The sequence below is a fragment of the Pseudomonas sp. BP11-1-1 genome (assembly GCF_052112105.1).
Classification (GTDB): domain Bacteria; phylum Pseudomonadota; class Gammaproteobacteria; order Pseudomonadales; family Pseudomonadaceae; genus Aquipseudomonas; species Aquipseudomonas alvandae.
Map to the genome: position 1 here is coordinate 83,881 of NZ_JAUTYU010000006.1, position 20,968 is coordinate 104,848.

General features: G+C 62.6%; 20 protein-coding genes. 6 read left to right on the forward strand and 14 right to left on the reverse strand.

From position 1 onward, the window contains the following. Positions 1-10: 10 nt before the first annotated feature. From Q7C33_RS14645 to pssA, 7 genes are all read right to left on the reverse strand, one after another. Entirely contained in the window at positions 11-1,675 is a 1,665-nt protein-coding gene (locus Q7C33_RS14645; protein ID WP_407683634.1) for an AMP-binding protein, read from the reverse strand. Between the two features lie 378 nt (positions 1,676-2,053). Continuing rightward, a complete protein-coding gene (locus tag Q7C33_RS14650) occupies positions 2,054-3,574 on the reverse strand; it encodes an ArnT family glycosyltransferase (protein ID WP_407683635.1) in 1,521 nt (506 codons plus the stop codon). Positions 3,575-3,578: 4 nt separating this feature from the next. Then, a complete protein-coding gene (locus tag Q7C33_RS14655) occupies positions 3,579-3,872 on the reverse strand; it encodes a lipid-A-disaccharide synthase N-terminal domain-containing protein (RefSeq protein WP_030138848.1) in 294 nt (97 codons plus the stop codon). A gap of 1 nt (position 3,873) precedes the next feature. Continuing rightward, on the reverse strand, positions 3,874-4,617 hold the full coding sequence (locus Q7C33_RS14660; RefSeq protein WP_217859451.1) for a glycosyltransferase family 2 protein: 744 nt from the start codon (positions 4,615-4,617) through the stop codon (positions 3,874-3,876). A gap of 33 nt (positions 4,618-4,650) precedes the next feature. Further along, positions 4,651-5,622 carry an NAD-dependent epimerase gene (locus tag Q7C33_RS14665; protein WP_030138846.1) on the reverse strand — a complete coding sequence of 324 codons (972 nt, stop codon included), beginning with the start codon at positions 5,620-5,622 and terminating at the stop codon, positions 4,651-4,653. 260 nt (positions 5,623-5,882) lie between these two features. Next, complete coding sequence (locus Q7C33_RS14670) at positions 5,883-6,899, reverse strand: AraC family transcriptional regulator (protein WP_407683636.1); 1,017 nt, start codon at positions 6,897-6,899, stop codon at positions 5,883-5,885. 11 nt (positions 6,900-6,910) lie between these two features. Then, on the reverse strand, positions 6,911-8,254 hold the full coding sequence (gene pssA, locus Q7C33_RS14675; RefSeq protein WP_198796515.1) for a CDP-diacylglycerol--serine O-phosphatidyltransferase: 1,344 nt from the start codon (positions 8,252-8,254) through the stop codon (positions 6,911-6,913). A 125-nt stretch (positions 8,255-8,379) separates the two neighbouring features. Here pssA and Q7C33_RS14680 point away from each other — a divergent pair, with 125 nt between their 5' ends. Both Q7C33_RS14680 and Q7C33_RS14685 read left to right on the forward strand, forming a co-directional pair. After that, complete coding sequence (locus Q7C33_RS14680; RefSeq protein WP_407683637.1) at positions 8,380-8,946, forward strand: TetR/AcrR family transcriptional regulator; 567 nt, start codon at positions 8,380-8,382, stop codon at positions 8,944-8,946. Between the two features lie 60 nt (positions 8,947-9,006). After that, the gene (locus Q7C33_RS14685) at positions 9,007-9,486 is read left to right on the forward strand and encodes a nuclear transport factor 2 family protein (RefSeq protein ID WP_030138842.1); all 480 of its coding nucleotides are present in this window, start codon (positions 9,007-9,009) and stop codon (positions 9,484-9,486) included. Positions 9,487-9,613: 127 nt separating this feature from the next. On the opposite strand, the gene Q7C33_RS14690 is transcribed toward Q7C33_RS14685, so the two are convergent. Further along, complete coding sequence (locus tag Q7C33_RS14690; RefSeq protein WP_407683638.1) at positions 9,614-10,684, reverse strand: M28 family peptidase; 1,071 nt, start codon at positions 10,682-10,684, stop codon at positions 9,614-9,616. A gap of 246 nt (positions 10,685-10,930) precedes the next feature. On the opposite strand from Q7C33_RS14690, the gene Q7C33_RS14695 reads away from it, so the two are divergent. The 3 genes from Q7C33_RS14695 (at position 10,931) to Q7C33_RS14705 (ending at position 13,904) form a co-directional block, all read left to right on the forward strand. Continuing rightward, entirely contained in the window at positions 10,931-11,332 is a 402-nt protein-coding gene (locus Q7C33_RS14695; RefSeq protein WP_030138840.1) for a hypothetical protein, read from the forward strand. 240 nt (positions 11,333-11,572) lie between these two features. Further along, positions 11,573-12,775 (forward strand): NAD(P)/FAD-dependent oxidoreductase, encoded by a 1,203-nt coding sequence (locus tag Q7C33_RS14700; RefSeq protein WP_198796517.1) that lies wholly within the window; start codon positions 11,573-11,575, stop codon positions 12,773-12,775. Positions 12,776-12,992: 217 nt separating this feature from the next. Then, positions 12,993-13,904: a LysR substrate-binding domain-containing protein gene (locus Q7C33_RS14705; RefSeq protein WP_030138838.1), complete on the forward strand. Its 912-nt coding sequence runs from the start codon at positions 12,993-12,995 to the stop codon at positions 13,902-13,904. Between the two features lie 208 nt (positions 13,905-14,112). On the opposite strand, the gene Q7C33_RS14710 is transcribed toward Q7C33_RS14705, so the two are convergent. From Q7C33_RS14710 to Q7C33_RS14735, 6 genes are all read right to left on the reverse strand, one after another. Further along, on the reverse strand, positions 14,113-15,153 hold the full coding sequence (locus tag Q7C33_RS14710; RefSeq protein ID WP_407683639.1) for an ABC transporter substrate-binding protein: 1,041 nt from the start codon (positions 15,151-15,153) through the stop codon (positions 14,113-14,115). 104 nt (positions 15,154-15,257) lie between these two features. After that, entirely contained in the window at positions 15,258-16,436 is a 1,179-nt protein-coding gene (argE, locus tag Q7C33_RS14715; RefSeq protein WP_407683640.1) for an acetylornithine deacetylase, read from the reverse strand. Continuing rightward, the gene (locus Q7C33_RS14720; protein WP_030138835.1) at positions 16,429-17,103 is read right to left on the reverse strand and encodes a DUF1028 domain-containing protein; all 675 of its coding nucleotides are present in this window, start codon (positions 17,101-17,103) and stop codon (positions 16,429-16,431) included. The genes argE and Q7C33_RS14720 overlap by 8 nt, the downstream gene beginning before the upstream one ends. Before the next feature lie 10 nt (positions 17,104-17,113). After that, positions 17,114-17,524 carry a RidA family protein gene (locus Q7C33_RS14725; protein WP_003182257.1) on the reverse strand — a complete coding sequence of 137 codons (411 nt, stop codon included), beginning with the start codon at positions 17,522-17,524 and terminating at the stop codon, positions 17,114-17,116. Next, on the reverse strand, positions 17,524-18,828 hold the full coding sequence (locus tag Q7C33_RS14730) for a flavin-containing monooxygenase (protein ID WP_030138834.1): 1,305 nt from the start codon (positions 18,826-18,828) through the stop codon (positions 17,524-17,526). The genes Q7C33_RS14725 and Q7C33_RS14730 overlap by 1 nt, the downstream gene beginning before the upstream one ends. Before the next feature lie 235 nt (positions 18,829-19,063). Then, complete coding sequence (locus Q7C33_RS14735) at positions 19,064-19,978, reverse strand: LysR family transcriptional regulator (RefSeq protein WP_407683641.1); 915 nt, start codon at positions 19,976-19,978, stop codon at positions 19,064-19,066. A 118-nt stretch (positions 19,979-20,096) separates the two neighbouring features. Between Q7C33_RS14735 and Q7C33_RS14740 the strand changes: the two genes are divergently transcribed. Then, positions 20,097-20,936, forward strand: a complete 840-nt coding sequence (locus tag Q7C33_RS14740) for a pirin family protein (protein WP_407683642.1) — start codon at positions 20,097-20,099, stop codon at positions 20,934-20,936. Positions 20,937-20,968: the final 32 nt, after the last annotated feature.

The window sequence follows — 20,968 nt, forward strand, 5'->3', positions numbered from 1 at the left end:
TTCCTTGGATTCAAGCTGAAACGTTCTGCGCCGCGGCTTCTTGGGCCTTGGCGATTTCCTGGTTGCGCAAGATAAAGCGCTGCAACTTGCCGCTCGGGGTTTTCGGCAAATCGCTGACAAATTCGATTTCGCGGGGATAGGCATGGGCGGCGAGGCGCTTGCGCACATGCTGACGCAGCTCTTCGGCCAGCTCGGGCGCGGCGCGGTATTGGGCGCTGAGCACCACGAAGGCTTTTACCAGCTCGGTACGTTCCGGATCGGGCTTGCCGACCACGGCGGCCTCGACCACGGCCGGGTGCTCGATCAGCGCACTTTCCACATCGAACGGGCCAACCCGGTAGCCGGACGTGGTGATCACGTCATCGCTGCGCCCGACGAAGCTGATGCTGCCGTCGGGGTTGAACTCGACGGTGTCGCCGCTCAGGTAATAATCGCCGACGAAGGCCTTGGTCGGGCCCCCTTCGTAGCCGGCGAACCAGCACATCGGTGACTGGCTGCGGTCGACGGCAAGAATGCCCGGCTGGCCGACGCCCAGCTCCTGGTGGTTTTCATCGAGCACCACGATGCGGTGGCCTGGCGAGGCAAAACCCGCCGCACCCTGGTGCACCGGGTGGTCGAGGCCATGATGATTGCACAGCACCATGCCCAGTTCGGTCTGGCCGTAATGGTCGTGGATCACCACGTCCAGGTTGTCGGCGAACCAGCGGATCACTTCCGGGTTCAGCGGCTCACCGGCGCTGCTGACGATGCGCAGCTTACCCTTGATCGACCGGGCGAACTGCTCGCCGCCGGCGATCAGCAGGCGATAGGCCGTGGGCGAACCCGCCAGGTTGGTGATGCCGTACTTGTTGATGACGCGGCAGGTACTGTCCAGGGTGAACGGGCCGTCGTAGAAGGTTATCGGATGTCCCTGCGCCAAGGGGCCGGTCACGCCGAAATAGATGCCGTAGGCCCAGCCTGGGTCGGCGACGTTCCAGAAAGCGTCTTCCGGTCGCAGATCCACCGCGTCACGCATGTAGCTCTGGAACGCCACGATCGCCTTGAGCGGCACCGACAACGCCTTGGCCGGGCCGGTGGTGCCGGAGGTGAACATCAGCAGGAACGGATCCTCGCCCGTCAGCATCAGGGGTTCGCACTCGTCGGACTGGTTGGCGACCTCGGCCCAGAAACTGTAATCGCCGCGGACGATGCCCTCGCCCTTTGCACCGCCGACCGTGACGACGGTGGGGCAACCGGTGACTTCGTTGAGCTTGGGACGGTTGACCGCGTCAGTGACCACGATCCGCGCGCCGGAGCTGCCGAGGCGGTGTTCGATGGCCTTGGGACCGAACGCGGTGAACAGCGGCTGGTACACGGCCCCGATGCGCCAGGTGGCGAGCACCACGATCAGCAATTCGGCGTTGCGCGGTAACAGGCCAGCAACCTTGTCGCCTTTGCCGACGCCTTGGGCGCGGAGGAAATTGGCGAAACGCGCGGCATTGTCTTGCAGCTCACGGTAAGTCCAGGTCGCGTCACTGCCGTCACGGCCCTCCCAGAACAAGGCGATGCGACCCGGCAACGCATGCCGGTCGCAACATTCCACGCAAGCGTTGAGTGCCTCAAGCGAGCCGTGCAACGCGGCATTGACGGTGTGCAGGTAATCGAACTGCGACGTGGCGGACGAATAATCGCGCATGACCAGAATCCCTCTGTACTTTTTATTGGGTGGGGGAACCGTGAATAGCAGGCAAATACTCGCGCCGAAGGGCTTGGGGGGCAATGGTCAAAGCCATCAAGTTGCTTGACTGGTTTGGCCATGGACTTAAGTCGGTGTTGCCAGGAATGGCCTCATCGCGAGTTGGCTCGCTCCCGCAATGGCTGGCAGCCACAGCAAGCCTGCTTAAACACCTGTGGCGAGGGGATCTATCCCCGTTGGGCTGCGGCCCCCAACCAGACAACCCGGTGTGCCAGTAAGATCGAGGTCGTTGCTGTTGGGGCTGCTGCGCAGCCCAGCGGGGATAAATCCCCTCGCCACCGGGCCATCGTTTTTCTTAAGTGAGGAGTATTACTGCCGCTACAGGGGCTGTTTCCAGGCAAAGGAATAGGCCTTTTCCGCCGCCGGGGGCTGGCAGCGCTGGTTGTCCGCATCGGCCCCCACCAGGAACCACTTGGCCCGGGAGGTATCGCCGACCCGGCGGGCCTTTTGTGGGTCGTAACAACGCGCCAGGTTACGTTCCGGCACCAAGGCAAACGCCTGCGGATGGCTGCGCAGCCAGGAAGCGGACTGTTCCAGGGCATCGCCGGTATGAAAACCGAAATGCACGATGGGCTGTTGCGCGAACAACCAGTGGCCTTCCCGCCAGCCCACCAGCACCAATTCACTGTTGCCCGTCAGTCGCGCCACATCACGCATCAAGGTCTCATGGGGGTTGACGCCTTCCTTGTAAGGTTCAATGAAACCGCGCACGAACCAAGCGCACAGCCACACCGAGGTCAAGGCGGCGAACACCACCCTGCCCCTCGGCCGCTTGCCAAACCAGCGACGGAGCATCCACGGCACCAGCGGTGCAACCAAGAGGATCAAGCCCGGCAACGCCGGAAAGATATACAACTTGCGCTTGCCGCTGCTCAGGCTGAAAAACAGCAGGACCAGGATCACCCAACCGAGCAGCACCAGCACCCGGCCGTCCTGCTTGATGAGCTGCTTGCGCCACGCCGGCACCAGCCAGGGGAGCATGAAAAACAGCGGCAACCAGTATTTCGGGATCACCTGGACGATGAAATACCAGAACGGTTCTCGGTGCTCCCAGGCGTTGGCATAACGTCCCGCCGTCTGTTTGAACAAGATCTCCTGGACATACGCCAGGCTGTCAGGGCTGCCCTGCCCGACGATCACCAGCAACGGCCCGAGCCATACCGCGATGGCCGCCAACGCAACGACCAGCCCCAGCCACCAGGCCAACGCTTTGCCGGGCATCGGCACTACGCCCTTCCAACCCTTGCGCAGCGCATACGCGTAGGGAATCAGCATCAACGCCGGCAGAAACCCCACGCCCTTGCTGATGATCCCTAACCCCATCGCGGCGCAGGCCGCGTAGTACCAGCCCCAGGCCGGGCCGAGCAACAGGTGTCGGCACAAACCATAGATGCCCAGGATGGTCCAGAGCGCAAGAAACCCATCGATCTGGCCCGTGCGCAGAATGCTGTAGGTCTGGTAAGTCGCCAGGAACAACAGCGCAGCGATGCTTCCCACGCGCCGCCCCCACAGGCGCCGGCCCAGGTCATACAGGCACGCCGTGGTGACTGCGCCGGCCAGCAGCGCAGGCAGATACAGCGCGATTTTGGGCAGATGGGTCAACTGCACGAACAACGCCACCGCCCACATGAACAGCGGCGGCTTGTCGGCGTAGATTTCACCGGCGCGATGGGGAATGAACCATGAGCCGTTTTGCAGCATTTCGAGCGCGACGCCGAGAAAACGCTCCTCGTCGACATTCATCGGTTGGCGCCAGCCCAGGCCGGCACCGACCATGATCAAGGCCAGCGCCGCCCACGCCAGGCATTCCAGGCGCGAGCTGGACAGTCGTATCCTCACCGTCTCAGCCCTTCCCTGCCACTTCGCGGTTCTCCCGCTCGTGGTGCTTGGCGATCAACTGCAGATTGCGCAGGTAAACGATAAAGCCGAACGACTGGCCGACAATGAAAACCGGGTCCTGGCGGTAGATCGCATAGGCCAGCAATAACGCGCTGCCAATGATACTCAGGTACCAGAAGCCCACGGGAATCACGCTGCGCTTCTTGTACTCGCTGTACAGCCATTGCAGGGCGAAACGGCCGGTAAATGCCAGTTGTCCGCCGAAGCCGACCGCAAGCCACAACGATTCTCTGCCCATGTCAAACCTCGGTTTCTTGTGCGTGGGTGTCCAGGCGGGTGCGCTTTATCAGCCACCACACGCCGAACAGATCAAGGATGCCCACCAGGGCGCGATCGAGGTTGCCGTAGTTGGAGACACCGGCGCCGCGCTCACGATGGTTGACCGGCTGGACCAGCATCCGGCCGTTGTGACGACGAATCAGCGCCGGAATGAAACGGTGCATGTGATCGAAATACGGCAGCCGCAGGAATGCCTGGCGCTCGATCAGCTTGATGCCGCATCCAGTGTCCGGCGTCTGGTCCTTGAGCAGGCTGGCCCGCAGTTTGTTGGCGAATCGCGACGCCCAGCGCTTGCTCGCCGTGTCCCGGCGGTTGACGCGATGCCCGGCCACCAACTTCACCCCCCCGGGCGCGCCTTCCGATCCACGGACCAAGTCCAGCATCTTCGGCAAGTCTGCCGGGTCGTTCTGACCGTCGCCATCCAGGGTCGCCAACCAATGCCCGCGCGCCACCTCGGCGGCGTGGAAAATCGAGGTGCTTTGACCGAGGGAACGGGCATGGCTGAGCACCCGCAGCTGGGGATAGCCGCCGCGTTGCAGCGCACGCAGCTCGGCCGCGGTGGCGTCGGTGCTGCCATCGTCGACCACGATGACCTCAAAGGCCTCGTTGGCCAGTGCAACACGCACTTCTTCCAGCAAGGGAATGAGGTTGCCAGCTTCGTTTTTCGCCGGAATCAGGACCGACACATAAGGAGTTTCGTGCATGGCGTTCCAATCTAAAACACGGGAATGGGTGGGTTAAACGCGGTAATAGTGGCGGTACCAATCGACGAACGACTGCACGCCAACGGGCACCGGGACCTGCGGGCGAAAACCCACGCGCTCCTCGAGTTCACGGGTGTCAGCCCAGGTATCGACCACGTCGCCGGACTGCAACGGCAGGAAATGCTTGACCGCGCGCATGCCCAAGGCCTCTTCGATGCACTCGATGAACTGCAGAAGTTTCACCGGCCCGCCGAAGCCAATGTTGTAGACCTTGTTGGGCACGCCAGCCTCATCGGTTGGCGGCAGCGGCAGCAAGCGCACCAGGCCCTCGACGATGTCGTCGATATACGTGAAGTCCCGCGACATCGCGCCATCGTTGTAGACATCGAGGGGACGGCCCTTGAGGATGGCGTCGGTGAACTTGAATGGCGCCATGTCCGGTCGCCCCCATGGCCCGTACACGGTAAAAAAGCGCAGGCCGGTGGTGGGAATGCCGTAGAGATGCGAGTAGGCGTGGGCCATCAGCTCATTGGCGCGCTTGGTCGCCGCATAAAATGAAACCGGCTGGTCGACCGGGTCGGTCGTGGCGTAGGGCAGGCGTTCGCTCAAGCCATAGACCGAGCTGCTCGACGCGTAGACCAGGTGCGCCGGCCGATGGGCTCGGCAGGCCTCCAGGATGTTGAGAAAGCCCACAAGGTTGCTTTGCGCATACAGGTCGGGATTGTCGATGGAATAACGAACGCCCGCCTGGGCCGCGAGATGGATGACGTATTCAAAGGCGTTCTGCGCGAAGACCTCCGTCAGGGCCGTCTTGTCCGCCACGTCCAGCCGTTGGAAGCGGAAGTTGTGGCATTGCGCCAACTGCGCGAGGCGCGCCTGTTTCAACTCGACGCTGTAGTAGTCGTTGAGATTGTCGATGCCGATCACTTCATGGCCGTCGCTGCACAGCCGCTTGGCCACATGAAACCCGATGAACCCCGCAGCACCGGTGACCAGCACCTTCATACGCTACCCAAAACGGTCACTTGCATACGCTACCCTGGCTGATGGCCCGGCTTTTCCGGGCGCTGCAGAGCCTTTTAGCAAAAATAGATGACGGTTTTATGAGCGTGCCGGTCTGCCCAGTGAAACCTATGTGGGAAAACCTATGTGGGAGCGAGCCTGCTCGCAAAGGCGGTGGGTCAGACGACACAATTGTCGATTGTTAAATCGCTATCGCGAGCAAGCTCGCTCCCACAAAAACTCCCTGCGCCTATCCAGGGGGATCAGTGAGGATCGTTGAGAATCAGGCTGCGGTAATGCCCTGGATTGGACCCGGACCACTTGCGAAACGCCTTGTAGAACGAGCTGGCATCGGCGAACCCCAGGCGCGAGGCAATCTCCACGAAACTGATGGACGGCTCGGCCAGCCAGGTGATGGCCAACTCCTTGCGCACGCTGTCCTTGAGGCCTTGGTAGGTCTGCCCCTCCTCCGCCAGCCTGCGGCGCAGGGTCGACGCTGACACACACAGCTGCTGGGCCAGTGCCTCGGTTTCCGGCCACTGTTGCGCAGGCAATTGGCGCAAATCATGCCGGATTCGGCTGGAGAGGCTTTGCGGGTCGCGGTACTTGACCAGGATGTTCGCCGGCGCCTGGGCCAGGAAGCGCTTGAGCTCTTCGGGACTGCGCCGGATGGGTTGGTCCAGGCATTCGGCGGAGAAAATCATCCTGGTGCGAGGTCGGTCGAAGCGCAGGTTCTGGGAGAACATGACGCGATAATCGTCGCAGAAATCCGGCGCTGGGCAACGTAACTCGACCGACAGGATCGGGATGCGCCGTCCGGCCAGCCAGCAGGCCACGCCGTGGACAATCATCCAATAGGTGAAATAGGTAAACGCCCGACGCGGCGCCTGGCCTTCTTCGAGCAGGACGATTTCCGCCAGGCTCTGCTGGCGAACCCACTGGGCTGGCAGATGTTCCAGCATCAGCGACAGGAACCCCAGTCCTGCGGTCAAACCCGTAGCCAACGTCGGTTGGGCCATGGCGCACTGGCAAAGAAACGCCAGGCTGCCGGACTTGAGCTTGCGCGGGTCCATGCCGAAGAACTCGTCATCGCGGCGCCGGGCCAGCAGCCGCCAGAGCCGCGCATAGGCATGGGCCGGCACCCGGGCCTGGGGATCATCGAGCAAGGCCGGGGCTATGCCGACCTTTTCCAGGACTTCATCCGTCGCGGCGCCAGGCGCGCAGCTTTGCAACAGCGCCTCACGCACCAACTGAATGGAGATGGTGTCTTTTTCCGCCATGGCTCGGGTGTTCACAGGATCCGATAAAGCAGTCGCTCAATCCGCACCCGGCTGACGCGCTTGAGGAACTTGCCCACCGCCGCCGGATAATCCGGCAGGGTTTCCAGGTCCAGGTAGCGTTCGATGCGGTGGGTGTGGCGATAGATCTTTTCAAGCTCGGCCTGCCGCGACGCCAGCAGCTCGCCCTTGGGGTCGTCCAGCAACAGGGCGTTTTCCAGGTCCAGGCGAAACGCCCTGGGGTTCAGGTTGTTGCCGGTCAGCAAGGTGTAGCGCTCGTCCACCCACATGCCCTTGAGGTGATAGGTGTTGTCGCCGTCGCGCCACAGGTGCAGGTTCAACTGGCCGCTGTCGATGTAGCGCTGGTGCCGCTTGGCGAAGCGCCGCAGGCTGATCTCGTACAGATACGGCAATGCGGCGATGATCTTGAACGGCTCGCTTGGCGGAATGTAGAAATCGTTGGCGGTCTTGTCGCCGACGATAATGTCGATCCGCACCCCGCGGGCCAGGGCCCGGTTGATTTCCCGGGTCACCGCCAGCGGCAGGTTGAAGTAAGGCGTGCAGATGGTCAGTTGCTGGCGGCTGCTGGCAATCAGTTCACCGATCACTCGACTCAACGGGTTGTTCTTGCCGACGCCCAGCAGCGGGCTGACCGACAGGCCACTTTTATCGAGGCTGCCAGCCGTGGTGTCGTAGGCCGCATATTTGAGGCGACTGCGCAGGTCGCCGATGTCCTTGCGCAAACTGCGGGTGCTGGGCAGGTTCGGCAAGTCGAGGCGATGCACCGCCCGGGAGGCAACCAGGCCGTGCTGCACCAGGTGATGCATCGAATCGGCCAGCGCGGTGTTCTGCAGCAGGTGATAACGGTCGTAGCGGTATTTATCGAATTTGTGCAGGTAGACGTTGTTCAGGCTCGCGCCGCTATAGAGCACGCAGTCATCGATCACGAAGCCCTTCAAGTGCAACACGCCGAACAACTCGCGGGTCTGCACCGGCACGCCGTAGATCGGCACTTCGCTGGCATGGGTGCGCGTCTGTTCCTGATACCACGCCGAGTTGCCGGGCTGCTTCTTGGCCCCGATCAATCCGCGCTGGGCGCGCAGCCAATCCACCACCACGACCACCTCCAGCTCGGGACGTGCGGTCTTGGCGGCATGCAAGGCATCGAGGATTTCCTGGCCGGCCTCATCCTGTTGCAGGTACAGGGCGACGATGTAGATGCGCTGGGTGGCCTGGGCGATTTTCTCCAGCAGGCAACGGCGAAACTCGGCGGCGCCATCAAGGATGGTCACGGCATCGGCGGTCAGTGCAAAGCTGCGCAGCTTGGGCAGCAGGGAGCGTTTGAAAAGCGACGGCATAGGGCTCGCAAAAGGTCAAATCCGAAGAACCGACGAGCTTACACCATGATGGACGGCTTTGGGCCTCCCCCGCCCGATGAAAAAAACATTTGACCAAGGAGAATGATCGTTCTACTTTTAGCTCCATGAACGAAATCAATAGCAGTGAAACACGAGACATCATCCTCGATGTCGCCGAAAAACTGATCTACAGAAGTGGCATCGCCGCCACCGGCATGGATCTCCTGGTGAAAACCGCCGGCGTCTCCAGGAAAAGTATCTACCGCTACTTCGCCAACAAGGACGATCTGGTCGTCGCGGCGCTCAAGCGTCGGGACGAGCGCTGGATGCAATGGTTCAGCGGCGAAGTGGACAAGGCGCCGACCCCGCTCGCACGGTTGCTCAACCTGTTCCCGGTGCTCAAGGGCTGGTTCGGGAGCGAAGGCTTCCGCGGCTGTGCGTTCATCAATACCAGCGGCGAAACCGGCGACCCCCGGGATCCGGTTCGCCAGGTGGCGAAAATGCACAAGCAGAAGTTGCTCGACTACGTGACCGGCCTTTGTGTCGAGCAAGGCATCGAGCGGCCGGAGCGGCTGGCTCGGCAGGTGCTCATTCTGATCGACGGCGCCATCACCCTCGCGCTGGTCATGGGCGATCACGACGCTGCCGATCAGGCCCAAGACGTATTGAAGACCCTGCTGGCCGTTGAATAAGCAACACGCATACCTGCAAGACCGCCTGTAATTGATGCACTCATCATCTGGAGATTTGCCATGTCGTCCTCTGCCGAAGTTCGTCCACCGCTGCCGCCGTTCACCCGTGAAACAGCCATCGAGAAAGTTCGCCTGGCCGAAGACGGCTGGAACTCTCGCGATCCGCAGAAAGTTTCGCTGGCCTATACCCTCGATACCCAATGGCGTAACCGCGCCGAATTCGCCCATAGCCGGGAAGAAGCCAAGGCTTTCCTGACTCGCAAGTGGGCCAAGGAACTGGATTACCGGCTGATCAAGGAACTCTGGGCCTTCACCGACAACCGCATTGCCGTGCGTTACGCCTATGAATGGCACGACGATTCGGGCAACTGGTTCCGTTCCTATGGCAATGAGAATTGGGAGTTCAACAACGAGGGTCTGATGTCCAACCGCTACGCCTGCATCAACGACATGCCGATCAAGGAAAGCGAGCGTAAATTCCACTGGCCGCTGGGCCGTCGGCCAGACGATCACCCAGGGCTTTCCGATCTGGGGTTGTAATACCGGCACCTGTGGGAATGACCTGTGGGAGCGAGCCTGCTCGCGAAAGCGGTGTGTCAGCCAATGCGATATTGGATCTGCCATCGCCTTCGCGAGCAGGCTCGCTCCCACATTGATCCCTGTAGTGTCAGGCGCCACCTCGATTCAGCAAAAACTCCAGCAACGTCCCAGCGCAGGCCTCGATACTTCCGTCCACGATCAGTTCGTAGCCGTGGGTATTTTCCGTCGGGATCGCAATGCAGCCGCCTTGGGCCGACACGCCACTGCTCATGATCGCACTGGCATCGCTGGCGAAATCCGCCAGCAGCGCGAATTGTGGCGTCAGCCCGCAGCGCTTGCCGGCCTGGTACAACTGGTCGACGATCCCACGGTGGTAACAGCCGTTTTTGTCGCCGGTGTTGATGATCGGATCGACGCCCAGGCGGGTAGCGTATTCCGCCACCACGGGGCCGACCTCAACGGCAACCGTCGCATCCCCAGGCAGGTGGCTGGCGGCGTAGAGCGCGCCGGCATTGGATTCCTCTTCTTGCGTGGTGAACACGAAATACACGTCATGCATCAGCGCCTCGCGGCGGCTGCCCAATAACGTGGCGGCCTGGAGGCTGGCGACCATGGGCGCGCGGTCATCGAGGAAATGCGCGGCGATGGCATCGCCGACCCGGAACGGGCGCCGCCAGTGCTGGCTCAACACCACTCGCGTGCCGGGGCGTACGCCATGGGTTTGCAACTGTTCACCGGAGCATCGGGTGATCACATGCACATCGCCCCAATTGACGTTCCCCGACAGCACATCCGCCCCCTGGTGGGTTTCACCAGTGCTGTGCATCGATCCGAATGACAACACACCGGGGATGAAGTCCCGGTCACCGAGAATGTCCACCGGGCACACCCCGAAGTTGATCGGATTGGCGCCGCCCAATGAGACCACCCGCAACGTGCCGTCGGGCTCGATACGCTTGACCAGCATGGCGATTTCGTCCAGGTGCGCCATGATCCGGACCGGCGAATTCGTTTCAGCGCCTGACAGGTTTCCCTTGATCAGGCCGATGACATTGCCGGCCGGATCGACCCAGGTTTCGTCGCAGTGCGGCTCCAGCTCCCGCAGGCAGATATCGCGCACTTCGTGCTCCTGCCCGCCGGGCCCGCGGGCCATCAGCAGCTCTTCCAGCAGCGGTAAGGTGGACGGATTGGATTGCATCGAAGGGAGTCTCCTTTGCCAGGTGCGACCTGCTGACGAAGCGGGCCGCGACGTGTTTGTCTTCTTGAACACGGCTGGCGCTGAAAAATTTGATCGGATCCTGGCGAAACTGACGAGCGGGCCTTGCCGGCGCGCGGACAGGCGGCCCGTTCGAAGGGTTGACCGACGCGCCGCCAGGCATCACATTGCCTGGGTCGCCCCTACGCCAAAAGGCGGTTTTGCTGTGTCGCAGATCTCGTGGAGCCCATGACCGCGTCGATTCCGATCCGTCCCCCCTGCCCGCCTGGCGTGTGTGATTGCGGGCGTGATGCATTGCTGCAAACGCCTGGCAGCGATTTGCGCATCCTTTGCCTGAATCGCCAGGAGGAGAAGCGCCTGCTTGAGCGTTTGGAGAATATCCAGAGCCTGGACGAGCTCGAACGGTTGCAGCAGCGGCTGTTCGAGAACCTGGGCGTGCGGGTGACGATCGAGCCGGGTCATAACGAGGTTCGCACCATGCGCGGTATTGCCATTGAATTTCAGGAGCAGCCAGGGCTGTGCCGCAAGATTCGCCAGTCGATTCCGGCTGCGATTCGGCGAGGGCTGGAGAAGCGGCCTGAAATTGCCTGGCGGCTGTTGGATTCCCGGGATCTGTTTGGTGGGGGTTGATGGGGTTTTTCCATACCTTCGTCCATACCTTCGTATAGTCCCCTCACACCCACGCATGCCCGCACTGACCCTATGTAGAAGTGCCCCGCCTCTCTCCACCACCTACCATCTCCCACAGCGAACCGAAGCTGAATACGCCTGGCGATTCCAAACGCCAGGCCAAGCCCTTCCGCTCGTTCGCCACACGGTCACGCTGAAACAAACAATTCAACGTATCGATTTCGTCTTTGGGAGCACATCATGAAACAGCACATCTTGATCGTCGGCGCCGGTTTTGGCGGGGTATGGAGCGCACTCAGCGCCGCTCGCCTGCTCGACCAGCATGATCGCAACGATGTACAGATCAGCGTCCTGGCGCCCCAGGCGGAGTTGCGCATCCGCCCGCGTTTCTATGAGCCCGACGTCCATACCATGATGGCGCCCTTGGGCGAATTGTTCGATGCGGTCGGCGTGAACTTCATCCACGGTGTCGCCGAAAGCATCGACGTAAACCGCAAACAAGTCGGCTACCGCGACGTTTTCGGCAGCCTCGCCACGCAAAGCTACGACCGGCTGGTACTCGCGGCGGGCAGCAAGCTGATGCGCCCGGAGCTGGAAGGCATGCTGGAACACGCGTTCGACGTCGATGAGATCGAACAGGCTGCGCGCCTGGAAGCCCATCTCAAATCCCTCGCAACCCTGCCCGACAGCCCCGCTCGCAACACCGTGGTGGTGGCCGGCGGTGGCTTCACCGGGATCGAAACCGCCACCGAAATGCCCGCCCGCCTGCGCGCCGTTCTCGGCAGCGATGCCAACATCCGCGTGATCGTCGTCGACCGTGGACCGTCAATCGGTGCCGCGCTGGGCGAAGGGATCAGCCCTTCGATCATCGAAGCCTCCGATCAGCTGGGTATCGAGTGGATCCTCAATGCCTCGGTCGAATCGGTGGATGCCAGCGGTGTCACCCTATCGGACGGCCAGCGCATCGAATCCAGGACCGTGATCTGGACGGTCGGTTTTCGCGCAAGCCCACTGACCGAACAAATACCTGGAACCCACGATCGCCAGGGCCGATTGCATGTCGACGGGCATCTGAAAGTCCTGGGACAAAACGACGTCTACGCCACCGGCGACGTGGCCTATGCCGCGACCGACGACCTCGGCAATTACGCGGTCATGTCTTGCCAGCACGCCATCGCCCTGGGCCGCTACGCGGGCAACAACGTTGCCGCCGACCTGCTCGGCGTCGCGCCGATGACCTACAGCCAACCCAAGTACGTGACGTGCCTGGATCTCGGCGCATGGGGCGCGGTGTACACCGAAGGCTGGGATCGCCAAGTGAAGTTGCTCGGCCAGGAAGCCAAGGAGCTCAAGCACCAGATCAACTCGGTGTGGATCTATCCGCCCGCCGCCGACCGCGCAACCGCCTTGGCGGCGGCTGACCCCTCCATCCCGGTGGCCTGATCCTCATATCCAGACGCGCCCTACTCCGGCCAGTCCCTCCTTCTGTGCCGGTTTTTCCCAGACGCCTGCCAAGGATTTTTCGGCGGGCGTTTTTTCTGCCCGCTCGACAAGCCAGCCTGGATATCGCCACTGCCCAGCAAAATCCGTTGCAACCCCCGTCGCCCCGCACCGGCGGCTCACGGTAAGGTAGGCGAAACCATCCGGATCGAGGTGTGCCGTGGCGTCCTATTCCCTGCGTCAGTTGAAGTATTTCGTCACCACCGTGGAATGTGGCAGCGTCGCCGAAGCCTCCCGCAAGCTGTACATCGCCCAGCCGTCGATTGCCACGGCGGTCAAGGGCCTGGAAGACAGTTTCGGCGTGCAATTGTTGATCCGCCATCACGCCCAGGGCGTCTCGCTGACCCCGGCCGGTGCGCGTTTCTATCGCAAGGCCCAGGAGCTGTTGCGCATGGCCCGGGAGTTCGAGCAGAACGCATTGGCCGACAACGACGTGGTCAGTGGACAGATCGACATCGGTTGCTTCGAAACCGTCGCCCCGCTCTACCTGCCACGGCTGATCGCGGGTTTTCGCGAGCGCTTTCCCGGCGTGGAGATCCGCGTGCAGGACGGCGAGCAGCAGGAGCTGGTCCAGGGCCTGACCGGTGGGCGTTTCGACCTGGCGATTTTTTATGAGCACGACCTCGACAGCACGATCGAAACCGAAGCGCTGACGGCGCCGCAACGGCCTTATGCATTGCTGCCGGCGGATCACCGCTTCGCCAATCAATCGCAGGTATCGCTGCGCGACCTGGTGCTTGAACCGATGATCCTGCTGGACGTCCAGCCCAGCCGTACCTATTTCGTCAGCATTTTCGAGGAGCTGGGCCTCACGCCAAACATCGTCTTCAGCTCGCCTTCCATCGAGATGGTGCGCGGCATGGTCGGCCAGGGATTTGGCTTCGCCGTGCTGGTGACCCGCCCGCAATCGACCTGCACCTATGACGGACAGCACGTGGTATGCGTGAATATCGCCGAGGACGTGACGGGCTCGGCGCTGGTGGCCGGTTGGCTCAAGCGCGCGCACCTGACCAAGCCGGCGCAGTTGTTCGTGGATTATTGCAAGGAGCAGTTCAAGGAGTGGTTGGCGTAGGCGAGTCACTCCGCTGTACTTGAAGACGCTATGTTTTCTGTGGCGAGGGGATTTAGCGAAACGTCGCACCGCCCCGCTGGGCTGCGCAGCAGACCCTTGATCTGCGCTCACGGCATATCAGATAAGTCGCGACCGCTTTTTTGGGACCGCTTCGCAGTCCAGCGGGGATAAATCCCCTCGCCACAGTGGTTATCGTGCTGTTTAGTAGCTAGCGAGCCGCCCAGGCGTTGAAACGCTGCTCCAGCTCCTCGCCGTGATCGACCCAGAACTCCGCGTCTACGGCTTGCGCCTGCGCCAGGTTGGCCTCGGCGGTGGGCAGTTGCTCACGGACTTCAGCGGGCAACAGGCCCAGCGTCTGGCGATGCACCGGTCCGTACGGGATGTTCTCCGAGAAGACTTTCTGCGTCTGCGGCTGACTGGCAAAGGCGATGAACTTCTCGGCCAGGGCCTTGTTAGGCGTGCCTTTGACCACCGCCCAATACTCCGGGTCATACAGGCTCTGCGGCCAGACGATGCTCAGTTTCATGCCTTCCTTCTGTGCCGAGGCGATGCGACCGTTGTAGGCGGCACTCATCGCCACGTCCCCGGCCACCAGCCACTGCGCCGGCTGGGCGCCTGCCTCCCACCACTGGATGTTCGGCTTGATCTGGTCCAGCTTGGCAAATGCCCGTGTGACGCCCTCCGGTGTGTTCAATACCTTGTACACGTCCTCGGTCTTGACGCCATCCGCCAGCAAGGCGATTTCCAGGGTGTACTTGGCGCCCTTGCGCAAACCGCGCTTGCCCGGGTACTCCTTCACGTTCCAGAAATCCGCCCAGGACGTCGGCGCCTTGGCAAGTTTGCTCTGGTCATACGCCAGGACCATCGACCAGACGTACGTGGCCACGCCGCACTCGGTGAGCGCTCCCGGAACGAAATCCCCGGCTTTGCCGATGACCGTCGGGTCGAGTCTTTCGAACAAGCCTTCTTCACAACCGCGCAGCAGCTCGGGACTTTCCACCTCGACCACGTCCCAACTGGTGTGCCCGGCCGCGACCATCGCCTTGATTTTCGACAGCTCGCCGTTGTATTCGCCGGCCACGATGTTTCCCGCACCGCTGGCGTTGAAGGGTTGGAAGTAGGCCTTGTCCTGGGCCAACTTGGTGGCGCCGCCGAATGAAATCACGGTCAGGCTTTGTGGCGCGGCCAGGACGCTGGTGCTCAGCAACGCCAGGGCACACGCAATGTTGCAACGCAAGGATCTGGACATGAAGCGGTTCCTCGAAAATGCCGGCTCGCCCGCACGAGTCGGCGACGGGACTTAAAAGTGACCGTAAGCGCGGGCGGCGTGGTCTACAGCGATTACAAAACTGTTCATCCTGGGTCCCGTCCATCGGGCTCGCTCAGGTGAATCGCCAGGCGATCCATCAACCGATCGCAGGCGGCCATTTGCTCGACACTCACGTACTCGTCGGGCTTGTGACCCTGGTCCATGCTGCCGGGACCGCAGACCACCGACGGGATGCCGGCCTGATGGAACAGCCCGCCTTCGGTGCCAAACGCCACGGTGCCGAAGGCATCGCTGCCACAGAGTCGGGCAACCAGGCGCGCGGCTTCGCTGTCCGCCGAGGTCGCCAGGCCGGGATAGGCCGACAAAGGCTCGAAACGGATCGCGGTGTCGGCGTGAACCGCCCGCATCCTTGGCAGCAGCGCCTGTTCGGCGTAGTCCAGCAATTTCTCCACCACCCGCTGCGGGGCGAAATCCGGCAAGGCGCGTACCTCGAAGTCGAAGCGGCAATCGGCGGGGACGATGTTCAGTGCCGTGCCGCCCTGGATCACGCCGACCTGCACCGTCGAATAGGCCGGGTCGAAACGCACGTCGTGCTGCGAAGGCTCGGCCAGCTCGGCGCCGATCTCACCCAGCTGGCCGATCAGGCGCGCCGCCTGCTCGATGGCATTGACCCCGTAGGGCGCGTAGGCGGAATGGCAAGGCGCGCCCTTGACATGGCAACGCATCGCCAATTTGCCCTTGTGGCCCAGCACCGGTTGCAACTCGGTGGGTTCGCCGATCAGGCACAAGGCCGGTTGCGGAACCCGTTGCGGCAGGATTTCCAGCAGACTGCGCACACCCAGGCAACCGACTTCTTCGTCATAGGAAAAGGCCAGGTGCACCGGACCCCGCAGCGGGCTGGCGAGAAAAGTCGGCACCGCCGCGAGCACGCAAGCCAGGTAGCCTTTCATGTCCGCCGTACCGCGCCCGAACAACTTGCCGTCCCGCTCGCTCAACCGGAACGGCTCGACCGTCCAGGCTTGCCCATCCACCGGCACCACATCGGTATGCCCGGACAGCACCACGCCACCCGGCACCGACGGGCCGATACTCGCCAACAGGTTGGCCTTGGTGCGCTCGGCGTTGTAGATCAGCTCGCTGCTCACGCCCAGCCCTTGCAGGTAATCGCGGACGAACTCGATCAGCGCCAGGTTCGAATCGCGGCTGACCGTGGCAAAGCCCACCAGCTCGGCAAGCAATGCGCGGCTGCGCAGCTCACTCATCGCCCGGCACTCCATAGCTGGGCGCCTGGGTTGGATCAAGGGCGCGGGTCAGGTAGTCCTGCAACTGCGGCTGATAGGCGAGCCAGAGCTTCTCCAGTTCGCCGATGGGGTTTTCCTCGGCCCAATCCACCCGCAGATCGACAATTGGCCAGGTCAGGTCATCCACCACTGACAACGCCGCCGAATGCACCGCTCCGGCTTCGCCACCGGCGGCCTGTCCCGCCTGCAATGCGCCCAACAGCCGGGACGCAAGACTGCCCTCGCCCTGCTCGAATGCCGCGACCATGGCGGCGATGACCCCATCGCCCGCTAGCAGATTGCCAGCCGCCACACACTGCTCACCGACCACGACGCCGTTGACACCCAAGGCGTGGCGACCACTGAAAACCGCCGTGCGCCCCTGGGCATCCACCACGGCGACCTGGCGATACTCGCTGTAGCCGTTACGCGCCAGGGCACGGTCCAGCGCCTCCTGCGCCCTCGAACCGGCCGCCAATTCGTCGAGGATCTGCGGACCCAGCGCAGGCAATGTGATGTTCTGGCTCGACACCGCGCCCACCCCGGCCCGCAGCCACGGGCAACGTGCGCCGACGGCAATGCTCGAAGAGCTGATGGCGATGCCCAACTGTCCGGTTTCGGCGCAGCGTCCGACGATGGAAAACGTCATGTCGTACTCCTTATTCGGGGATGACCGCGATCACATCGATTTCCATCAGCCACTGCGGCTGGCCGAGGGCGCTGACCACCAGCCCGGTGGAAATCGGGAACACGCCCTTGAGCCATTTGCCGACCTCCTGGTACACCGGCTCGCGGTAACGCGGGTCGATCAGGTAGGTGGTGGTCTTGACGATGTGGCTCAGGTCGCTGCCGGCTTCTTCCAGCAATTGTTTGACGTTGCGCATGGCCTGCTCGGCCTGGGCACGCGGGTCGCCGAGGCCGACCAACTGGCCGTCGAAATCGGTGCCGACCTGTCCACGGACGTACACGGTATTGCCCGCGCGCACGGCCTGGCAGAGGTCGTTGTCCAGGGTCTGGTTCGGGTAGGTGTCCTTTGTGTTGAACATGCGGATGCGAGTATGAGTAGGCATCAACGAACTCCCGTCAGGCTGGTTTTCAAAGGTTGCGAATCGCGTTGGGATGCATCGCGGTAGTCGAAGTACGTGCGTTGTTTGACGATGTGGTCGGTGATGTGCCGGGCGTCGTGCCACACGCCCCAGATGAACGCCGAGCCGCGCCGCGACAGCCATGGCAGGCCGACGAAATAGAGGCCCGGCTCGCTACTGACGCCGCGCTGATGGCGAGGCTTGCCGTCGGCTTTCAACACATCGACGTTCAGCCAGCTGTAATCCACCGAATACCCGGTGGCCCAGATGATGGTCGTGACGCCCGACTCGGCCAGGTCCAGCTCCTGGATCGGATGGGTCATGCATGCAGGGTCGGGCAACAACCGGCGCGCCTCGGGTTCGGGCGGCAGGTCCAGGCCATTGCGCTCGATATAGGCATCGGCGGCGTCGAGCAATGCCAGGTAGTTCTCATCGCCACGGGCGATGTTCTCGGCAAGGTTGGACTCGAAACTCACCACGCTGCCGTTGAAGGCCCGCGTCAGGCCCACCAGCGTGATGCCTTCGTGGGCCAGCCGACGAAAATCCACGGTATGGCCGCCCCGCGCCCCGCTCACGGCGATGGTCACGTGCTCCTTACCCGGCTTGACGGCTTCGGCATCCCACTCGCCCAACACCCCCAGCCACCAGCAGAAATCCCGGTTGCGATAGGCCCGTGGCGGACGATCGTGAGCGCCGACAGAGAGATAGACCTGCCTGCCGGCGCGCTGCAGTTCATCGGCGATCTGCACCCCCGACGACCCCGCGCCGACCACCAGCACGGCGCCTTCGGCCAACTGCGCGGGGTTGCGGTATTGCGCGGAATGAATCTGGGTGACCGTTGCCATTTCAGGCGCGATGGGCGGGATGACGGGGCGTTGGAAGGGCCCGGTGGCGACTACCACATTGGTGGCTTCGATCAGGCCGTCCGACGTATCAACGGTGAAACCCGGGCGACCGACAGTGCGCTCGACCTTGCGCACCTCCACCCCGGTGCGAATCGGCGCATTGAATTTGCGGGCATAGGCTTCGAAGTACTCGGCCACCTGGTCCTTGGAGGCAAAGGCATCGGGATCCAGGCCGGCGAATTCGAGCCCGGGAAATCGGTCATGCCAGGCCGGGCCGTTGGCGACCAGCGAATCCCAGCGCGCCGTGCGCCAGGCCTCGGCGATGCGGTTGCGCTCGACCACCAGGTGCGGCACGCCTTGGCGGCTCAAATGTTCACTCATGGCGACGCCGGCCTGGCCGGCGCCTATTACAAGCGTATCGATGCGTAGGGTTTCAACGGGCATGTCTGGGCACTTCCGGCAGTGGGCTTGGCTCAGGTCGGCGCGGTGCCGCCTCGGGTATCTTTTCTTGTTGTTCTGCGATTGCAGCTATCGAAATGAGCTGTCGAGGCGATTGTGTTGGCAGGCGGGAGTTTGCGAAACGAGGGTTTTTGTTGTGGTTGGGAAGGAAAAAACTGCTCGGCAAGGCGTTGCGCCAACCGAGGGCAATCCAAGGTCAAAAAGTACCGAAAAGGTGCGTTCAGCTAGGCCGGGCCGGGAACGCCTTGAGCTCGAGTTTCTCCATCACCAACCCGATGAATGCCGAGACCGCCAAGGGCAGTTGCCGTCGGCTGGGGTAAAGCACGTTCAGGCCGAAACCGCTTCGTTGGTACTGCGGCAGCACGCGCACCAGCCGGCCGGCTTCGAGGTCCATGGCGCTCAGCGCCGACGGAAGCACAGCGATGCCCAGGCCCGCTACCGTTGCCTTGCGCAATGCCTGGGCGGTATTGGCGTTGAAGCGGCTGGGTATCTGCACTTCCACTTCATGGCCATCCGGACCGATGAGCTGCCACTGGCTCAGCCCACTGGGATGGGGAAAATTCACGCTGTAGTGCCGAGCCAGGTCGTCCAGCAACGTCGGCATGCCCCACGCAGCGATGTAGGCCGGGCTGGCGACCATGCCGTCGCTGGCATTGCCGAGCAGTTGCCGGCCGACATACCCCGAGTCCTGCAGCACACCGCCTCGAAACGCGACATCAATGCGATCGGCAATCAGGTCGACACGGGCATCGCTGAGCACGAAATCAAGTTGCACCCGCGGGTGCGCGGCGAGGAAGTCGGCAATCCATTCCATCGGGAAGAAGTCGAAGAAATCCGCCATCGCGGCGATCCGCACCAGGCCGGCTGGTTCGTCACTGCCGTGCATCAGTGCCTGGCCCGCATCCATCAAGCCGTCTACCGCGCCCACGCAACGCTCATAAAACCCTTCGCCCACGTGGGTCAGCGTGAGCTTGCGGGTGGAGCGCTGCAGCAACCGTGAACCCAGTTGCGCTTCCAATTGCTGGACGCGCCGGCTGACGGTGTTCGAAGGCATGCCCAGCCGCCTGGCCGCTTCGGCAAAACTGCCGCTGCGCACCACTTGGACAAAAAGCGCCACGTCGTTCAGGTCCAGCATCGGCATTCCTTCGTTTTCTGGATGAGTTCAATCCGATTGTATCGGCTAATCAAGCCATTGGAAGCGGCTTACGCTTTCCCCATCGACGCCAACGTGCTTCAGAACTCCGAGGTCTTTCATGAACAGCATCGTCGCGACGCCACAGCGCGCCATCGTCCACCGTACCCGCGGCAACAGCCATGGGCCTATCACTCGGCTCATGAGCCCCGGCGATCTCGGCCAACTGTGCAAACCTTTCGTGTTTCTCGACCTGTTCGAATTAAACGCCAAGGGCATGCCACGCGGCTTCGGCATGCACCCTCATTCCGGGATCGCAACACTGACCTACATGATCGAGGGCGAAGTGGCCTATGAGGACACCACCGGCAAATCCGGCACGCTACCGAGTGGCGGCATGGAGTGGATGCAAGCCGGTAACGGCGTCTGGCATGACGCCCGGCCCGTTGGCGGCTCCGCCATACGCGGTTTCCAGCTCTGGGTAGCGTTGCCGCCGGCCCAGGAGAATGCCCCGGCCCACAGCGTTTATCTCGCGCCCTCCGAGATTCCTCGGGAAGGTCCGGCGCTGGTCCTGCTTGGCCAATACGGCGCCGCGCACAGCAGCGTTGCCGCGCCCGCCGGCATGAACTACCTGGCCGTGCAGCTCAAGGACAAGGAGCGCTGGCGCTACACACCGCCGGCCGGACACGACGTTGCGTGGCTGGCCGTCAACAGCGGCAGCCTCGACGCGGACGCAAATATCACTGCTGGGGAAATGGTGATCTTCCAGGACCCCGCCGCAGCCATCGACATCGTTGCCCGGGGCGCGACCTCCTTCGTGCTCGGTTCGGCGGTCAAGCATCCCCACGACCTGGTGATGGGTCACTACTCAGTCCACACCAGCGAGGCCGCACTGGAACAGGGCGAAAGCGAAATCCGCCGCATCGGCGCCCAGTTGAAACAACAAGGGCGGCTGGCCTAGCCGTCCCTCGATACCCCTTTTCAATCCTGATA